Source organism: Blochmannia endosymbiont of Camponotus quercicola (assembly GCF_059935335.1).
In genome coordinates this window covers 622,244-639,966 of record NZ_CP011794.1, presented here as the reverse complement: position 1 = coordinate 639,966, position 17,723 = coordinate 622,244, and the positions used below count along the sequence as shown (strand labels likewise).

11 protein-coding genes and 2 tRNA genes are annotated in these 17,723 nt (G+C 30.6%); 6 read left to right on the top strand and 7 right to left on the bottom strand.

Going from position 1 to position 17,723, the window contains the following annotated elements:
• Positions 1-221: 221 nt before the first annotated feature.
• Positions 222-1,373: a succinyl-diaminopimelate desuccinylase gene (dapE, locus tag CBquer539_RS02670; RefSeq protein WP_500836328.1), complete on the bottom strand. Its 1,152-nt coding sequence runs from the start codon at positions 1,371-1,373 to the stop codon at positions 222-224.
• Positions 1,374-1,583: 210 nt separating this feature from the next.
• Positions 1,584-3,581 carry a transketolase gene (gene tkt / locus CBquer539_RS02665; protein WP_500836327.1) on the bottom strand — a complete coding sequence of 666 codons (1,998 nt, stop codon included), beginning with the start codon at positions 3,579-3,581 and terminating at the stop codon, positions 1,584-1,586.
• A 2,232-nt stretch (positions 3,582-5,813) separates the two neighbouring features.
• Between tkt and cysP the strand changes: the two genes are divergently transcribed.
• The 4 genes from cysP to cysA are packed head-to-tail and all read left to right on the top strand — an operon-like array spanning position 5,814 to position 9,621.
• On the top strand, positions 5,814-6,842 hold the full coding sequence (gene cysP / locus CBquer539_RS02660; protein ID WP_500836326.1) for a thiosulfate ABC transporter substrate-binding protein CysP: 1,029 nt from the start codon (positions 5,814-5,816) through the stop codon (positions 6,840-6,842).
• Positions 6,842-7,675 (top strand): sulfate/thiosulfate ABC transporter permease CysT, encoded by an 834-nt coding sequence (gene cysT / locus CBquer539_RS02655; RefSeq protein WP_500836325.1) that lies wholly within the window; start codon positions 6,842-6,844, stop codon positions 7,673-7,675. Before cysP ends, cysT begins: the two co-directional genes overlap by 1 nt.
• Entirely contained in the window at positions 7,675-8,532 is an 858-nt protein-coding gene (locus tag CBquer539_RS02650) for a sulfate ABC transporter permease (protein WP_500836324.1), read from the top strand. The genes cysT and CBquer539_RS02650 overlap by 1 nt, the downstream gene beginning before the upstream one ends.
• 21 nt (positions 8,533-8,553) lie before the next feature.
• Positions 8,554-9,621, top strand: coding sequence for a sulfate/thiosulfate ABC transporter ATP-binding protein CysA (gene cysA, locus CBquer539_RS02645; RefSeq protein ID WP_500836323.1), 1,068 nt, complete (start codon positions 8,554-8,556; stop codon positions 9,619-9,621).
• 490 nt (positions 9,622-10,111) lie between these two features.
• On the opposite strand, the gene ptsI is transcribed toward cysA, so the two are convergent.
• From ptsI to cysK, 3 genes are all read right to left on the bottom strand, one after another.
• Positions 10,112-11,836 (bottom strand): phosphoenolpyruvate-protein phosphotransferase PtsI, encoded by a 1,725-nt coding sequence (gene ptsI / locus CBquer539_RS02640; protein ID WP_500836322.1) that lies wholly within the window; start codon positions 11,834-11,836, stop codon positions 10,112-10,114.
• A gap of 70 nt (positions 11,837-11,906) precedes the next feature.
• Entirely contained in the window at positions 11,907-12,164 is a 258-nt protein-coding gene (locus tag CBquer539_RS02635) for an HPr family phosphocarrier protein (protein WP_500836752.1), read from the bottom strand.
• 386 nt (positions 12,165-12,550) lie between these two features.
• Positions 12,551-13,498, bottom strand: a complete 948-nt coding sequence (gene cysK / locus CBquer539_RS02630) for a cysteine synthase A (RefSeq protein WP_500836321.1) — start codon at positions 13,496-13,498, stop codon at positions 12,551-12,553.
• Between the two features lie 328 nt (positions 13,499-13,826).
• On the opposite strand from cysK, the gene ligA reads away from it, so the two are divergent.
• Complete coding sequence (gene ligA, locus CBquer539_RS02625; RefSeq protein ID WP_500836320.1) at positions 13,827-15,614, top strand: NAD-dependent DNA ligase LigA; 1,788 nt, start codon at positions 13,827-13,829, stop codon at positions 15,612-15,614.
• Positions 15,615-15,887: 273 nt separating this feature from the next.
• Here the strand turns inward: ligA and CBquer539_RS02620 are convergent.
• Positions 15,888-15,960 (bottom strand) — tRNA-Lys (locus CBquer539_RS02620).
• A gap of 21 nt (positions 15,961-15,981) precedes the next feature.
• Positions 15,982-16,054: transfer RNA gene (locus CBquer539_RS02615), tRNA-Val, on the bottom strand.
• A gap of 160 nt (positions 16,055-16,214) precedes the next feature.
• On the opposite strand from CBquer539_RS02615, the gene gltX reads away from it, so the two are divergent.
• Entirely contained in the window at positions 16,215-17,630 is a 1,416-nt protein-coding gene (gene gltX, locus CBquer539_RS02610) for a glutamate--tRNA ligase (RefSeq protein ID WP_500836319.1), read from the top strand.
• The last annotated feature ends 93 nt before the right edge of the window (positions 17,631-17,723 follow it).

The window sequence follows — 17,723 nt, the reverse complement described above, 5'->3', positions numbered from 1 at the left end:
TTAAATTTAAATTTATACATTTCTACGCTGTCCATATTTTTGTGTATAAGAATGCGTAACTTTTATTCGTTAAAATTATTCTCAATATATATATATAGTGTACCACTTGTATTTATGATCAATTTTATTAATATCGATTGAATCGTGTTTATATTTTATATGGTAATAATGATGAATTTTAGATCTGGCATCATTGCGTGTGTTATGTAATTAAGATATAATCATGTACTTAGTAGTAAATCTTCTATAATTTTTTGATATATGGAACTAAGTAATTTTAAATCAATGAGATCAATATGTTCGTTGACTTTATGGATAGTGTGATTAAGTGCACCTAATTCTATAATTTCTGCCCCCATTCTGGCTATAAAGCGTCCATCAGAAGTACCTCCTGTAGTTTCTAAACGAGGTTCAAATTTTTGGTAATATTTAATGGCATTGACTACGGCATTAGTTAATTTTCCAGGGTTGCTAAAATAAGGTTCTGCAGAAAGTTTCCAGTCAATATGGTAGGTTAAAGCATGATATGTAAGTATTTTATTTGTATGTTTTTTAATATTATTAATAGAACATTTATCATTAAAGCGTAAATTAAAATTTAATATAACTTTATAAGGTATAACGTTGTTGTTGTTGTTGTTAGAATAGATATTGCTAATTTGTATAGCAGTAGGAGGGAATAATATACTTTTCTCTTGATCCCATGTAGTATTTATTAAATCTGATAATGCTGGGATGATCAAATGTATCGGATTTTTTGAAAATTGAGGATATGCTACATGTCCTTGTGATCCGCATATTGTTAATTGTCCATTAAGTGAACCACGTCTACCATTTTTTATAATATCTCCTAGTTTATATTGACTTGATGGTTCCCCGACTATGCAGTAATCTATACGTTCGTCACGCATCATTAAAGATTCTACAACTTTTGTGGTGCCATTGATGCCCTCTCCTTCTTCATCAGAAGTGATAAGAAACGCAAGCCGTCCTTGATAATTAGGATTGTGGTGTATAAAATTATTAGCGGCTACTAACATAGCTGCTAACGCGCCTTTCATATCGACCGCGCCTCGTCCATGTAGTACATTACGATGTACTAATCCTGAGAATGGGGGGTAGTCCCAGTGTTGAAGGTTTCCAGGTTCCACCACATCAGTATGCCCGATAAATAATAATGTACGTTTTTGTTTATTTTTACAACCATGAAATGCCCAAAGATTAAGAGTCTCATCGAAACGCATTAGTTCTACATTAAAATCTAGTTTCTGTAAGTAATCTGCAATTATTGCATGACAATTATGATGTTTTGGGCTTATTGAGGGCTGTTGAATTAATTTTTGAGTTAATGTTATTAGTGGTGAGTAATCCATGTTGTATTTTCCTATTATAATAGTTGATATAACAAGTTATTCTGAGTTTAATAATTGCATACAATTAAATTATATATTCAATCAGTACAATATTGAGGCTAATAAACGCAATTTATATATTGTAAATATATAAATTGCGTTTATTCATATTGGTTGCAATATATACATAAACATATTTTTTGAATCAAAATATTTTTGACTGTCTGTTATTTAGGATTTGTTTAACAATTTATATGATTTGCTGATCACACAATCCACAGTAAAGTCAAAAAATTTGAATAATTGATTTGATGGAGCTGATTTTCCAAATGTATGCATACCAATGATTTCACCGTATAATCCAACATATTTATACCAATAATCAGCACTGCTAGCTTCAATGGCTACTCGATTAATTACCGCATTTGGTAATACGTATTCACGGTATGACTTATCTTGTTGATCAAATATATTAGTAGAAGGCAAAGAAATAACTCGTATTTTATATCCTTCATCGGTCAAACGGTGATATGAATGTATTGCTAGTGTTATTTCTGAGCCGGTAGCGATTATAATTAGTTCAGGAGTATTTTGACAATCTTTAAGAATGTATCCTCCGCGAGCAATGTTATTAATTTGTGTTGTTGTGCGTTCTTGTTGCACAAGATTTTGTCTAGATAAAATTAGTGCGGTTGGCCCGTGATGTTCAATTGCTGATTTCCAGGCAACTGCTGTTTCTACCTGGTCACAGGGACGCCATACTGTTAGATTTGGGGTCATACGTAAATTTGCTAATTGTTCTACGGGTTGGTGAGTTGGCCCGTCTTCTCCTAATCCAATAGAATCATGAGTGTAAATCATGATATGACGGCTGTTCATTAGCGCTGCCATACGCACCGCGTTACGTGCGTACTCAACAAATGTTAAAAATGTAGCAGTATAGGGTAAAAAGGTTCCGTAATTAGCAATTCCATTACCAATAGCAGTCATCCCAAATTCACGTACACCATAATGAATATAATTGCCGGCGGGATTTTTCATAATAGAAGAAGATTGGGACCAAGTTGTTAAATTGCTGGGTGTTAAATCTGCTGATCCTCCGAAAAGTTCTGGAAGTTTTCTAGAAAAAAACTCAATTGCAATTTGGGAAGCTTGACGTGTAGCAATATTTTGGGGGTTCATTTGTAAATTTTCAATAAATTTTTGTGTTTTTTTGTGCCAGTCAGCAGGTAATTTTTGTTGTATTCGTCTTGTTAATTCTTTTGCTAAATTAGGATAAGCGGTCTTGTATTGAAAAAATAGTTCTCGCCAAGTATTTTCTTTTCTTTGTCCTAGTGTTGTGGCATTCCATAATTCATATATCTCTTTTGGTATGACAAATTGAGGTTCATTCCAACAAAGCGTTTTTCGAGTAGCAGCAACCTCTTCTTGTCCCAATGGAGCGCCATGAGCGCTATGTGTCCCGCTTTTGTTTGGAGCTCCAAAAGCAATAATGGTATTGCATATTAACAATGATGGCCTATCTAATATAGCTCTGGCTTGATTAATTGCAGTTTTAATAGCATTCCTATTATGTCCATCTATGTTACGTATCACATGCCATCTGTAGGATTCAAAGCGCATGGCAGTATCATCTGTGAACCATTCTGTTACATTGCCGTCTATAGAAATGCCGTTATTATCATAGAATATGATTAATTTATTTAATTTCATGGTTCCGGCTAACGCGCAAGCTTCATGAGAAATACCTTCCATCATACATCCGTCTCCTAAAAATGCATAGGTATAATGATTAATGATATCAAATGGTGTACGATTGAATTGTGCTGCTAGCGTCCGTTCAGCAATTGCGAATCCAACAGCATTAGCCAGACCTTGTCCCAATGGACCTGTTGTAATCTCAACTCCATCGGTATGCCCGAATTCTGGATGCCCAGGTGTTTTAGAATTTAATTGTCTAAAATTTTTTAGATCTTCTATAGATATGTCGTATCCAGTTAAGTGTAGTATGCTGTATAGCAACATCGATCCATGTCCGTTAGATAAAACAAATCGATCTCTGTTAATCCAATTTGGATTGCTTGGATTATGGTTAATATAATCTCTCCATAGTACTTCAGCGATATCAGCCATACCCATGGGACAACCAGGATGTCCAGAATTAGCTTGTTGTATAGCATCTATGCTTAATATACGTATAGCATTGGCTAATGTTTTCTCTGATAACATAAAGTGTGTTTCCTAATATTAAATGTTTTAATCAAAAAATTATTGAATATTGTTGATCCATAGAGAATTGTAGAATATATATAATTAATTTTTTCATAGTTATTTTATTTATTATGTTTTAAAAAAGTTGATTTATATACAGAAATGGATTTATTAAATATTTTATTTACAAAGGGAACGTACAGTATTTGAGAGACTGCGTATGCAAATTTAATAGTTAATCAATCACATTCAGTTGTAAGTTTGATTAGTACAGCCATATTAAGATTAGCATTTATAATAATATTATGAAAACAATATTATTTGAGATAAGAATAGTTTTTATTTAGTATTTCCATATTAGAATAATTATAAATTCTATATTTGTGTAATAGATACATTAATTATACCAATTTTAAATAATATTTACAAATGTATAAATTAAACCTACATGTGCTTTGGTCCATACATATTTTCTTATCAAAAGAGAGTAAAATCTTTAAATTGATCTGGACATTATGTGTTTTGAAGTCTTCCAACGTTTTAACATTTTCTAATTAGTAGCAATTTTAATAAAAATATGAGATGCATGTGTACTTTGTTATTGATATATTATGATGAATCTATGATATTTCATTGATAATATGTTTATTATCAGAGTATTTTCTACTACTGCAATGGAGTATATCTTGGAGCATTCTCTAAAATATTGCTCGATATTAATTGTTAACTTATTGCTGACATTAATCGTGCATATGTATGTATCATTATTTTCTAACGTAGTAAATTTAGACTAGCGCATATTTAAGTGATTTTCAATAAGAACTGAAAGAATTGTTTTCAAATTAAAAGATGGATTAGCAATAGTAATAAGTGGATCGTCATAACGAATGATATTAGTAGTTATTAGCATTTTCGTTGTTTTCTGTAATTACGGATTTTTTTTATAAGTCATCTGACTGATTCATTACTGATTTCGTAGTGACATTTTTATAGTTGGATGAATTTTAGTGATGTTTGAAATTATCTTAACTCATAAAATCAATTATGCTTATAGTGAAATATTATTTGTTATATATCAGTTGCATGATAATGACAGTATGTCATATCTGAATTTTATGTATCTACAAGTAATGTATTAGTGAATTTATAAACATCTTTGCATCAGGATTATTTTACTGTTTAAGTAGAATAATTATTATTCGATAATAATTTAATATTTAGATGGACTTATTATTGGTATAATGACGATTATTATGTTTGCATTGCGGAAATGTATGAGCGCTAGGTTGGCGGATATATTGTCTTTTAGAGTGTGAGACTAAAAATTTATATTATTTACGTTATATGTAAGTAGATATTGTTGCCGTAATAAGATCGCCCTACAGTATGTAGTTTTATGTAATACGCAATGGTTGGTTGATATTGTATAGGAAATTTAATTTCTAATTTTTTATATTGTGTAATCTTGATTTAATAAAAAATTTATATGTTGTGTAGTACATGACTAATTAAGGTAAAATAATGTTTGAATTTATTTAGACACAGTATTTTTTATTTTTGAAATGACATGTTCTATTTAAAGCATAATTATGCTATAGCATAAATTTTATTATAACAATTAATTATATAAATCATTATTTAAATAGTATAAAAGTAATTGATTGTGTGTATAGATCTTTATACATCAAGAATGATTGTTTGTTACATAAATTATTTGTTGAAATAGAATTATTTTGATTTAAATTATAATGTTATATAAATAATAATTTCAGATTTTTTTGATTTTATTAATGAGAATATATGATTATTTATTTTTATATGTAATCATTTCATAATTTCTTTTATTGGTAAAAAAACTATTTTATATCTTTTAAAATAAAGATAATGTTATCATATTTTATATGTTATTGTAAATCATAATATTGAATATGGTGGTCTTTTCTCAGGAAAAGATGTAGAAAATATTAATTATTTATATATTATCAATTGATATCTAATTATTATAGTAATTTTATTTTTTATTCATATATGAAAATTTATATTTTCATATATGAATAATTTAACAATCATAACATTTAATTAATATAATAAAAATATTATTTATATATATTAGCAATTGATTATAAAATTTGCACGTAAAGATGTATTTATGTGCAGCCTATGTCGTAATTATATACGTATTACATATGATATTATTTCAATTGGAAAAACACTTCTATTGAAGTAGTCATGTTTGTATTTGGGATATATATGATTATTATGCATACTATTTTTAAAATAATTAAAATAACAGTAGTAGTATTATTATATTGCGGTTTTTATCCGCCAGTTTATGGGACTGTTTTATTAAATAGTTCGTATGATGTATCTAGAGAATTATTTTTAGAGATTAATTCTGATTTTATTAAATATTGGAAGGATAAACATCCTGACGAAATATTAACTATTCGTCAATCTCATGCCGGCTCTACTAGACAAGCTATAGCCATATTACAAGGACTTCATGCAGACGTGGTTACTTATAATCAGGTGATAGATGTACAAATTTTATACGATCGTGGACATTTAATTCCTGAAAAATGGCAAGATCGATTACCAAATCACAGTTCACCATTCTACTCGACTATGGCTTTCGTGGTGAGACGAGGTAACCCAAAAGGAATTTATAATTGGTGTGATTTAACTAATGCAGGGTTGAAAATAATTTTTCCTAATCCTAAAACCTCTGGTAACGGACGTTATACTTATTTAGCAGCTTGGAACGCATTTTTAAAAAATAGTGATGGGAATATAAAACAGACTCGAGTTTGGATGCAAAAATTTTTAAAAAATGTGGTGGTATTTGATACTGGAGGTCGTGCTGCTACTTCTACTTTTGTTGATCGTAACCAAGGAGACGTACTAGTTAATTTTGAATCTGAAGCAAAATTAATTCAAAATCAATATGGATCTGACGATTATGAAATTATTATACCTACACCAAATATTTTAGTAGAATTTCCAGTGACTTGGATAGATAAAAATGTTATTCGAAATGGAACCAAAGATGTAGCTCAGGCTTATTTAGATTACCTGTATACTCCTGCAGCACAAAAGATTATTACTAAGTTTGGATACCGTATAAATATAACTGATGTTATGCAAATATGTCAGAACAGATCTTCTAATAATCAATTATTTAGAATAGAGGATCAATGTGGTAATTGGAATACTATTATGAATACACATTTTAAACGTGGTGGTGAATTAGATAAATTACTATCAATAGGACACCGTTGATGTTATTTTTTTCAGCTAAACATACGTTACCTGGATTTGGTATAGCACTTGGTAGTAGTTTGTTATTTGTTTGTTTGATTTTATTATTACCTTTAAGTGCGTTAATCATGCAATTATCTCAGATGAGTTTCTCTCAATATTGGGATATAATTACGGATCCAGCATTATTAGTTTCTTATAAAATCACCTTATTGGCTGCTGGGGTAGCAACATTGTTTAACGCTATATTTGGCATGTTAGTATCATGGGTAATAACCAGATATCAATTTCCTGGTCAAAAATTATTAGATGCATTGATAGATTTACCTTTTGCTTTACCTACTGCAGTAGCGGGATTAACTTTGGCAACATTGTTTTCAACATCAGGTTGGTATGGTGGGTGGTTATCTCGGATAGGCATTACAGTATCTTATACGTGGGTAGGAATATCTATCGCTATGATTTTCACAAGTATTCCGTTTGTAGTACGGACCGTACAACCGGTGCTAGAAGAATTCACTGTAGAACATGAAGAAGTAGCAGAAACTCTTGGAGCCAATCATTGGCAAATTTTTTACAATATAATTTTTCCAGAATTAGCGCCGGCTTGGTTATATGGTGTGGTGTTGTCGTTTATCCGAAGTTTAGGTGAATTCGGTGCGGTTATTTTTATAGCCGGAAATGTTGCGTGGAAGAATGAAGTTATATCCTTAATTATTTTTATTCGTTTGCAAGAATTTGATTATCCGGCAGCTAGTGCTATTGCTTCTGTAATTTTAATTATTTCTTTATTATTATTATTTTTTACTAATATGTTTCAATTACGAATAAATCGGAGGTTCAAAGGATCTTAATGATAAATATATTGAATAATTATATCAATAGAACTAATAGTAATTGTTACAGTGGTATTAAATGGACCCAGTGGATTTTAATTAGTTTAACTATGTTTGTATCATCGATATTATTGTTGGTTCCTTTAATCATGATTTTTGTATCTGCTTTTTCAGCAGGTCTTAAAGTAGTAATAATAAATTTAATCAATAAAGATATGACACATGCCATTTTTTTGACGATTCTTGTGACATTATTTACTGTACCTATTAATGTATTTTTTGGAGTATTAATGGCTTGGTTGGTGACTCGTTTTAAATTTTATGGAAGACAGTTATTGTATATCTTGTTAAACATACCTATCGCTGTTTCTCCAGTAATTGCTGGATTATTGCATTTATTGTTTTATACAGATAACAATATAATAGCAAATTGGCTTGATTTTCATAATATACAAATAATATTCACATGGGTTGGATTAGTGTTGGTCACTATTTTTGTTACTTGTCCTTTTGTAGTACATGAGCTTGTTCCTGTGATGGTAAATCAAGGAAGACAGGAAGATGAGGCAGCAATACTTCTTGGAGCATCTGGTTGGATGATGTTTCGTTACGTTACTTTTCCAAATATTCGTTGGGCTTTATTATATGGGGCTATTCTGACTAATGCTCGTGCTATTGGCGAGTTTGGAGCAGTATCTATAGTGTCAGGATTAATACGGGGTGAAACGTACACTTTATCATTATATATAGAATTATTATATCAAGATTATAACACCGTAGGAGCGTTCATTGCCGCATCCTTATTGGCTTTCATTTCGATCATTATGTTGTTTATAAAGAATTATTTACAAAGTCGTTTAAAACGAATTAATTAATATTGTGATCAAGGATAAGAAATGAGTATTGAAATAGATGGGATCACCAAATTTTTTGGTCATGATAAAATATTGACTAATATTTCTTTACACATTGCATCTGGAGAAATAATAGCGTTATTAGGGCCATCTGGTTCTGGTAAAACAACGTTATTACGTATCATTGCTGGGCTAGAGCATCATAATAGTGGTTGCTTACGTTTTAGAGGTAAAGATGTTAGTCAACTTAGTGCACGTGATCGTCATGTTGGTTTTGTTTTTCAAAACTATGCTTTGTTTCGTCATATGACAGTATCGGATAATATTTCTTTTGGTATAAGAATGTTACCAAGACACAAACGTCCAAGTGGTTATGAAATTAGTAAAAAAGTTACACAATTATTAAGTATGGTGCAATTAGAACATTTAGCAAACAGATATCCTACTCAACTTTCTGGGGGGCAAAAGCAACGCGTAGCTTTAGCTCGCTCTTTAGCAATTGAACCAGAAATTTTACTATTAGATGAACCATTTGGTGCCTTGGATACGCAAGTTAGAAAAGAATTGCGTCGTTGGCTTCGTAAGTTACATAATGAATTTAAATTTACTAGTGTTTTTGTTACGCATGATCAAGAAGAAGCTATGGAAGTTGCCAGTAGAATAGTAGTTATGAATCGAGGAGTCATTGAACAAATAGGTACGCCCAAAGACATTTGGTGTGTTCCAGCTACTCGTTTTGTTTTAGAGTTTCTCAGTGAAGTTAATTGTCTGCAAGGAGTAGTATGTGGATCAGAATTATTTATTGGGCCTTATCATTGGTCATTGCCATATATGCCGGCTTTGCAAGGAAGAGTAGAATTATTTTTTCGTCCGTGGGAGATGGATATTAGTAAAGAGTATAATATGCTTTATCCGTTGCCAGTTAAGATTGTAAATGTTAGTTTGCATGGTTATTATTGGCAATTAAGTGTAGAACCTTTAGGATGGCATCAAGATTTGTTGACTATAATTTTAGGGATTAAAGATATTTTTGGTGTTCCAGAATGTGGCGTATATTGCTATTTAAGCGGTCGGAATGCACGATTATATTCAGGAGAGATAGTATTATAACTGCGCGTGCAATGTTGTTAGTTTTTAAGATCTTGCAATAATATGGCAACTAAGTATTGTTTGAGACATATTTATATATGTCGTTGTTATGTTGATATAAGGAGTGAAAATTAATGATTAGTATTTATGTTCTGTTTCAGCGTTATGTATATGTGTGTAAAACATTTGATTTTTTATTTGTGAATTCTTGTGGTTTTAAAGCAGCTGGCTGACATAATAGGTTTATAAGAGAGATTATCAAGTTGATATCGGATAAAACAAGAAGTTTAATAACTATTCGTTTTGCATCTATAGTGTTGTAGATGTCTATTGATTATATTATATTAATTATTATTTCATTTATGGATTGAGCGTAGCGTATGGACGTAGTCCTATTTTTAAACAGAATTATATGATAGGCAAGCGTTTATAAAAAAATTATAAGTTGTTATTTTGAAGATTATATATTTATAACGTAATGATTTTTTAGTAAAAAATTGAGTTATCATTTTTACGTGTTATTCGATTTATGCGCATGTATAAGTAAATTAATTAATGATTCTGTAGTTGAATAATTTAATGCTTTTTGTGCCAGTTTTTTTGCATCGTGGTAATATGCGTTACGGATTATATTTTTTATTCGTGGGATGGATATGGAGCTCATGCTAAACTCATCTAATCCCATCCCCAATAGTAGTAAAGTAGTACGCTCGTCTCCTGCCATTTCTCCACACATAGCTGTCCATTTTCCTTCAGCATGCGCAGCTTCAATTACTTGTTTAATTAGTATTAAAATAGATGGAGATATAGGGTTGTATAAATGAGATATTAATTTGTTGTTACGATCTACTGCAAGGGTATATTGGGTTAAATCATTGGTTCCAATACTGAAAAAATCTACTTCCTTAACTAAATGATGAGCAATAATTGCAGAGGCAGGAGTTTCTATCATAATACCTACTTTAATATTTTCATCAAACTTTTTTCCTTCCTTACGCAGTTGTAGTTTTAAAAAATTTAATTCTGCATTTAAAGTTTTGATTTCTTCTACTGAAATAATCATAGGATACATTATGCGTAATGTCCCAAAAAAAGAAGCGCGCAAGATAGCACGTAATTGAGTATGTAATATATCTTTTCTATCTAGCATGATGCGAATTGCACGCCATCCAAGAAACGGATTTTCTTCATTTGGGAGGTGCATATAAGGTAAATTTTTATCCCCCCCAATATCCATAATGCGTATGACTATAGCGTCATTTACCATTGATTCAGCCGCATTTTTATAAGCTTTAAATTGTTCCTCTTCTGTAGGTAACGCATTACGGTTCATAAACAAAAATTCAGTCCTATATAATCCTATGCCTGCAGCTCCATTTTCTTTGGCTCTGATTATGTCATGTATTGTGCCAATATTGGCACAAATTCGTACTTTATGTCCGTCAAGCGTAATAGCCGGGAGATTCTTTAATTTAGTTAGCTCATATTTTTCAGAAATGTATTGCTTTTTTAATGCATTGAGATTGTTGATGGTATTTAGAGTTGGATTGATGTAAATTTTATTATTTAAGGCATCGAGTATTATAAAGTCTCCGTTAGCAACTCTTTTTGTAATAGTCCCGGTTCCTACGATAGCTGGTAATTCTAAAGAACGCGCCATAATAGAAGTGTGTGAAGTTTTTCCGCCGGCATCAGTAATGAATCCTAAAACTTTTTTTAAATTTAATTGAGCAGTTTCTGATGGGCTAAGATCTGCTGCAATAATGATCACTTCTTCAGCAATGGCATTTAAGTCAATAATTGGGATTCCTAGAATATTTTTTAACAAACGATTTCCGATATCTCGTACATCAGTGGCACGTTCTTTCAAATATTCATCTTCTAGTTGCTCTAAAGCTTTTGCTTGAGTTTCAATTACTGAATATACAGCAGCATCAGCGCTAAATAACTCTTCCTTGATAAGAGTAATAATATCTTGTTCAAGTTCTTCATCTTCTAGTAATATAATATGACCTTCAAATATAGCTTCTTTTTTCGCGTCTAATTGTTTTTTTACTTTATTTTTAATTTCTTTTAATTGCTTGGAAGTTTCAGCGCGTCCGGAAACAAATCGGTTAATTTCGTATTCAATGGTACCAATGTTTATTTTTTCTGAATTGATGAAGATTTTTTTTTCTTGTAATAGCAACGCTTTTCCGAAGGCGATGCCAGGTGACACTGAAATTCCTGAAATCATAATTCCACCTTCATTAGAGTCATAAATAGTTTATATATCTGCATATTGATTGATTATTATTTGTATTATATTATTTAAGTTCAGCGATGAACTTGATTAAATGTTGTACTGCTTGTTTTGCGTCTATACCATCAGCAGAAATGACAATTATAGAACCTTTACTTAAACCTAATGTTTGTAGTTTAAATAAACTTTTAGCGCTGGCTTTTTTTCCGTTAGACATTACTGTTATTTCAGAATTAAAGTGTTTTGCTTCTTTCACAAATTGAGTGGCGGGACGAGTATGTAACCCATTGGAAGCAGCAATTGTAATTTCTTCTTGATACATTTTTGTCTCCATCTTATTACAAATACGATAAAAATAATATTTTTTATTAAAATTTTGATACGTTCAATATTTTTATTAATAAATATAAGTGAATGCACTGTTATATTAAATAACCTATTAATTTTTTTTGGTTTCTATTTCATGTATATCACATTCAAAATAGAATATGAACTAAAGATATTTTTCCATTAGCTCTCCTGGGATCTTTTTAGGATGTTAGAAAATATAGTATTCTATTAATATAATGTAATTAATTCAATGTTTTTATAGATTCTTCAACAAATAAAAATATATAATGTTTTATTTATGTACAACAACATAGGAAACACTTATTCAGAGCGTTTCCTATGTTGTTGAGTATTAATGGAAAATTAATTTTATTATTTTTATAACTTTGAAAATAATACGGTGCTTAAATATCGTTCACCAGATGATGGAAGTATAACTACTATATTTTTAGTAGCATAAGCTTTTTCTTTTTGTAGTTGTATTGCTGCTGCCAATGCGGCGCCTGAAGAAATGCCGGCTAAAATTCCCTCTTTTTCCATTAAATGTTTAGCATAGCTAACAGCTGCATCTATACTTACTGTTTCTACACGATCAATTAAATTTAAGTCGAGATTTTTTGGAATAAACCCAGCACCAATACCTTGGATTTGGTGTGGCCCTGGTTTTATGTTTTGACCGGATAATGTTTGGGTAATTACTGGAGAGTTTTCTGGCTCTACTGCTACGATAATAATTTTTTTATTTTTTTTAGTATGTTTGAAAAATCTTCCCACTCCGGTGATAGTGCCTCCTGTACCAACTCCAGCTACAAATATATCTATTTGTCCTGCAGAGTCATTCCAAATTTCAGGTCCTGTGGTTTTTTCATGAATTTCTGGATTTGCAGGATTACTAAATTGCTGTAACGACAAATAATGTTTAGGATCAGAAGCAACAATTTCTTCTGCTTTAGCAATAGCTCCTTTCATTCCACTATTTCCATCTGTTAATATGATTTCAGCTCCTAGAGCTTTGATTAATTTAAGGCGTTCAATACTCATGGTTTCCGGCATGGTTAAAGTTAATTTGTAATGTCGTGCGGCTGCTACATAAGCTAGAGCAATTCCGGTATTGCCACTGGTTGCTTCTATAAGTCTTGTATCTATTTTTAATAGGTTTCTTTTTTCTGCATCCCAAATCATATTAGCGCCAATACGACATTTAACGCTAAAGCTAGGATTTCTAGATTCGATCTTCACCGCAATATAACCGTTTCCAATGTTATTAAGGCGGACTAATGGAGTATGACCAATAGTGTAAGAATTATCTTGATAAATTTTATACATACTTAATTTTCCTCAAGAATTATGTATCCATTACGTGATGTATTTTTTATTTGATATTTATATCAAATAAAAACTAATTATTATTATTAGTCAGATATATAGATGTATGTTGAACATCAATAATATTGGTGTCATTATATTTGATATAGATAATTTCATAAAAGTTAATTTAATAATCGTTGATATTGCAGTATTTAGTTATATTAAAGCATCGCATTATTTACAAATATTAGTATTATAAATTATTAATCGCATGTAAATGAAAATAATCATTTACAGTATAGATTAATCATCTTAATTCATATCATATAACAGAGATATTTATATTATGAAATTTGTTAAACAAAAAATACAGAAATTAAGAAAAAAATTACGTCATTGGGAATATTTGTATTATACAAAAAATGAATCTGCAGTGTCCGACGAAAAATACGATGCAATTTTAGCAGAGCTAAATCAGTTAGAACAAATTTATCCACATTTGATTACAGAAAACTCTCCTACCCAATGTATAGGAAGTGTGGCTCAACATAATTTTAATAAAATACGTCATAAGGTACCAATGTTATCTTTAAATAGTATAGTTGAATCATCTCAATTATTGTTATTTGACAAACGAATAAAAAATAAACTTAATGATAGTCATACTGTGCCATATTGTTGTGAATTAAAAATAGATGGGGTGGCGGCTAGTTTATTGTATAAAAAGGGGAAATTAATTGGCGCAGCAACTCGAGGTGATGGTAAAGTCGGGGAAGATGTTACCGAAAATATTAGTACTATTCGTTCGGTGCCTATGTATTTAAAGATTGATGCTGATAATTATGATAGACTTCCATATTTATTAGAAATTAGAGGAGAAGTATTTATATCTAAATTATGTTTTTTACAGTTAAATAAAATTGCAGCAAAACGAGGGAATAAAATTTTTTCTAACGCGAGAAATGCTGCTTCTGGTTCGTTACGTCAACTAGATCCTGGTGTTACAGCTACACGTTCATTGAGTTTTTATTGTTATGGTATTAGTGATTATACTGGAGAGATGGCATTGCCAGATAGTCATTGGGAACGATTGCAGTTATGTAGAAATTGGGGTTTACCAATTAGCAGTCATATTCGTTTAATTAACGGAACTGATAAAGTGTTAGAATATTATTCTTATATAAAAACAATACGAGCTAATTTAGACTTTAATATTGATGGGATAGTTGTTAAAGTAAACAGTTGTAAGTATCAAGAAAAGTTGGGTTGTGCATCTAAAGCACCTAATTGGGCTCTTTCTTATAAATTTTCTACAGAAATAAGGTCTACTAAAGTAGATAATGTAATTTTTCGGGTTGGGCGAACAGGTATTATCACTCCAATAGCTTATCTGAAACCTGTTATAATTTCTGACGTTACAATTAGAAAAGTGAACATTCATAATATCAATGAAGTTAAAAGGCTTGGATTAATGATTGGTGATACAGTTCGTATACAAAGATCTGGCGATGTGATTCCTAAAATTTTAGAAGTAGTTTTGTCAGAGCGCACTGATCATGTGAAATCTATAGAATTACCACAATTTTGTCCGGTGTGTGGATCTTGCATTAAAACGTGGCATCGTCAATCAGTATTGCGCTGCACAGCCGGATCAACGTGTCTTGCGCAGCGAAAGGCAGCGCTTGAACATTTTGTTTCTAAAAAAGCAATGAATATCTGTGGCATGGGAAATAGAATTGTTGATCAGTTAGTTAATCAAAATTTAATATCTACTCCATCTGATTTTTTTCGTTTAAATAAAAATAAGTTACTTTGTTTGGAAGGATTTGGCGTTGAATACGCCGAACGTTTGTTAAGGGCTATCGAGCATGCGAAAAAAACTACTTTGGCTCGTTTTATATACGCATTGGGTATTCGCGGTGTGGGTGAAATAGTAGCTAATAATCTAGCTGTTGTGTATAAAACTATTGAAAATATAACTACGGCTGATTTACAGTCGTTATCACATTTAAGACATATAGGACCAATTGTAGCTAGCAATATATACTATTTTTTTAGAAATCAAAATAATTTGAAAGATATTCAGGATTTAATTAGTCCTTCTATTAGCATTCAATTAAATGATATAATTTGATGAATTAAAATTTTAAAATATTAAAAAATAGAGGTATGTTGCAGTCTAAATTGTATCTATATAAAATGATTTTATAGATAGAAATAAGAGATGTAAATCGGGTTGCAATAAATCCATGTCTCTTATTTTAAGAGAATTGTTGGTGATTTGAATCCTATTGCAAATATATGTGTTGTAAAATTGGATATATTTAGTCAAAGTCAATGTTTATTGATATAGTTATTTAATATTTAATAAAAAATTATTGTTGGTATGATAAAAATAACTAATCTTTGGGTCGTGCAGGATTCGAACCTGCGACCAATTGATTAAAAGTCAACTGCTCTGCCTACTGAGCTAACGACCCAGGAAAATTAGAAAAACAAAATAGGTGATGACGGAATCGAACCGCCGACCCTCTCCTTGTAAGGGAGATGCTCTACCAGCTGAGCTAATCACCTTTTCTATTGAATTGAATTATATGGATTCAATGATTTGAGTCAATGGATTTTTATAAAAATAGAGATTTTTAATTGTATTTTTTTATGTAAAATTAAATTTAATTTTGTGTTAATTTAGATGAGTGTTGATGTATTACATATAATTAGGTACTTAATCTTTATGAACATTAAAACTCGATTTGCACCTAGTCCTACAGGTTCTATACATATTGGAAATATTCGTACTGCTTTATATTCTTGGTTATTTGCTCGCAAGCAAGGCGGTAAGTTTTTATTACGTATAGAAGATTCTGATTCACAGCGTTCTATGAATGATACTGTTGAACTGATTATTGCAGGGATGAATTGGCTGGGTTTAAATTGGGATGAAGGCCCTTATTTTCAAACTGATAGGTTTAATCGTTATAATAGTGTAATAAATTATATGATTCAACATGATATGGCTTATAAATGTTATTGTTCATCAGAAAGATTAGAATTATTGAGATCGAATCAAATGAAAAACGGAGAAAAACCTAAATATGATGGTTATTGTAGGTGTAAACCTGCTGCTGTTCCATCTAATGATTGCTTTAGTTCTTATGTAGTACGTTTTTGTAACCCTCAAGAAGGTGCAGTAGTGTTTCATGATCAGATTAGAGGTGTAATTACATTTAATAATAAAGAGTTAGATGATTTAATTATTCGTCGAGCCGACGGCTCTCCAACATATAATTTTTGTGTTGTAATAGATGATATGGATATGAAAATTACTCATATCATAAGAGGTGAGGAACATATTAATAATACTCCGCGTCAGATTAATATTTTGAAATCATTGAAAGCTCCGATACCAACATATGCTCATGTGTCAATGATATTAGATAGTGATAGAAAAAAATTATCAAAACGTCGTGGAACATTAGGAATTATGCAATATCGTGATGATGGATTTCTCCCTGAAGCTATACTAAATTATTTAGTAAGATTAGGATGGTCTTATGGAAATCAAGAAATTTTTAATATTGAGCAAATGAAAAAATATTTTGATTTTACCAGGATGAGTAAATCGCCTAGTATTTTTAATATTGAAAAATTACTTTGGTTGAATCATTATTATATTAACCATTTACCAATAGATTATGTAGCCTCACATTTATCGTGGCATATGCATCAACAAGGAATCAATACGCAAGATGGCCCCAAATTAACTGATATAATAAAATTATTTGCGAAACGTTCACGTACGTTAAAAGAAATTTCAAGTAATTGTTATTATTTTTATATAGATTTTGATATATTTGAAAAGAAGATAGCTAAGGATTATTTAAAACCTATTGCAATTACACCGTTAAAATTTTTAAGAAAAAAATTTAGCAATATAGTTAATTGGCAACCAGAAATTATTAAATCTATGATTATTGAGACTGTTAATGAATTGAATATCAGTATGGATACAATAGGTATGCCTCTTCGTGTAGCACTAACCGGGACAAATTGTTCTCCAACACTTAGTGTTACTGTACATGCTATTGGTCAGTCTCGTGTATTAAAGCGCATTGATCGGGCTATATGTTACATTTCAACGTTGTGTTAGGTACACAAATAAAATATAAAAATAAAATTATTATCATCTACTTAAGTAGATCGCCATATAATGTTTTAATATTGCTTTCATTCAATATAATAT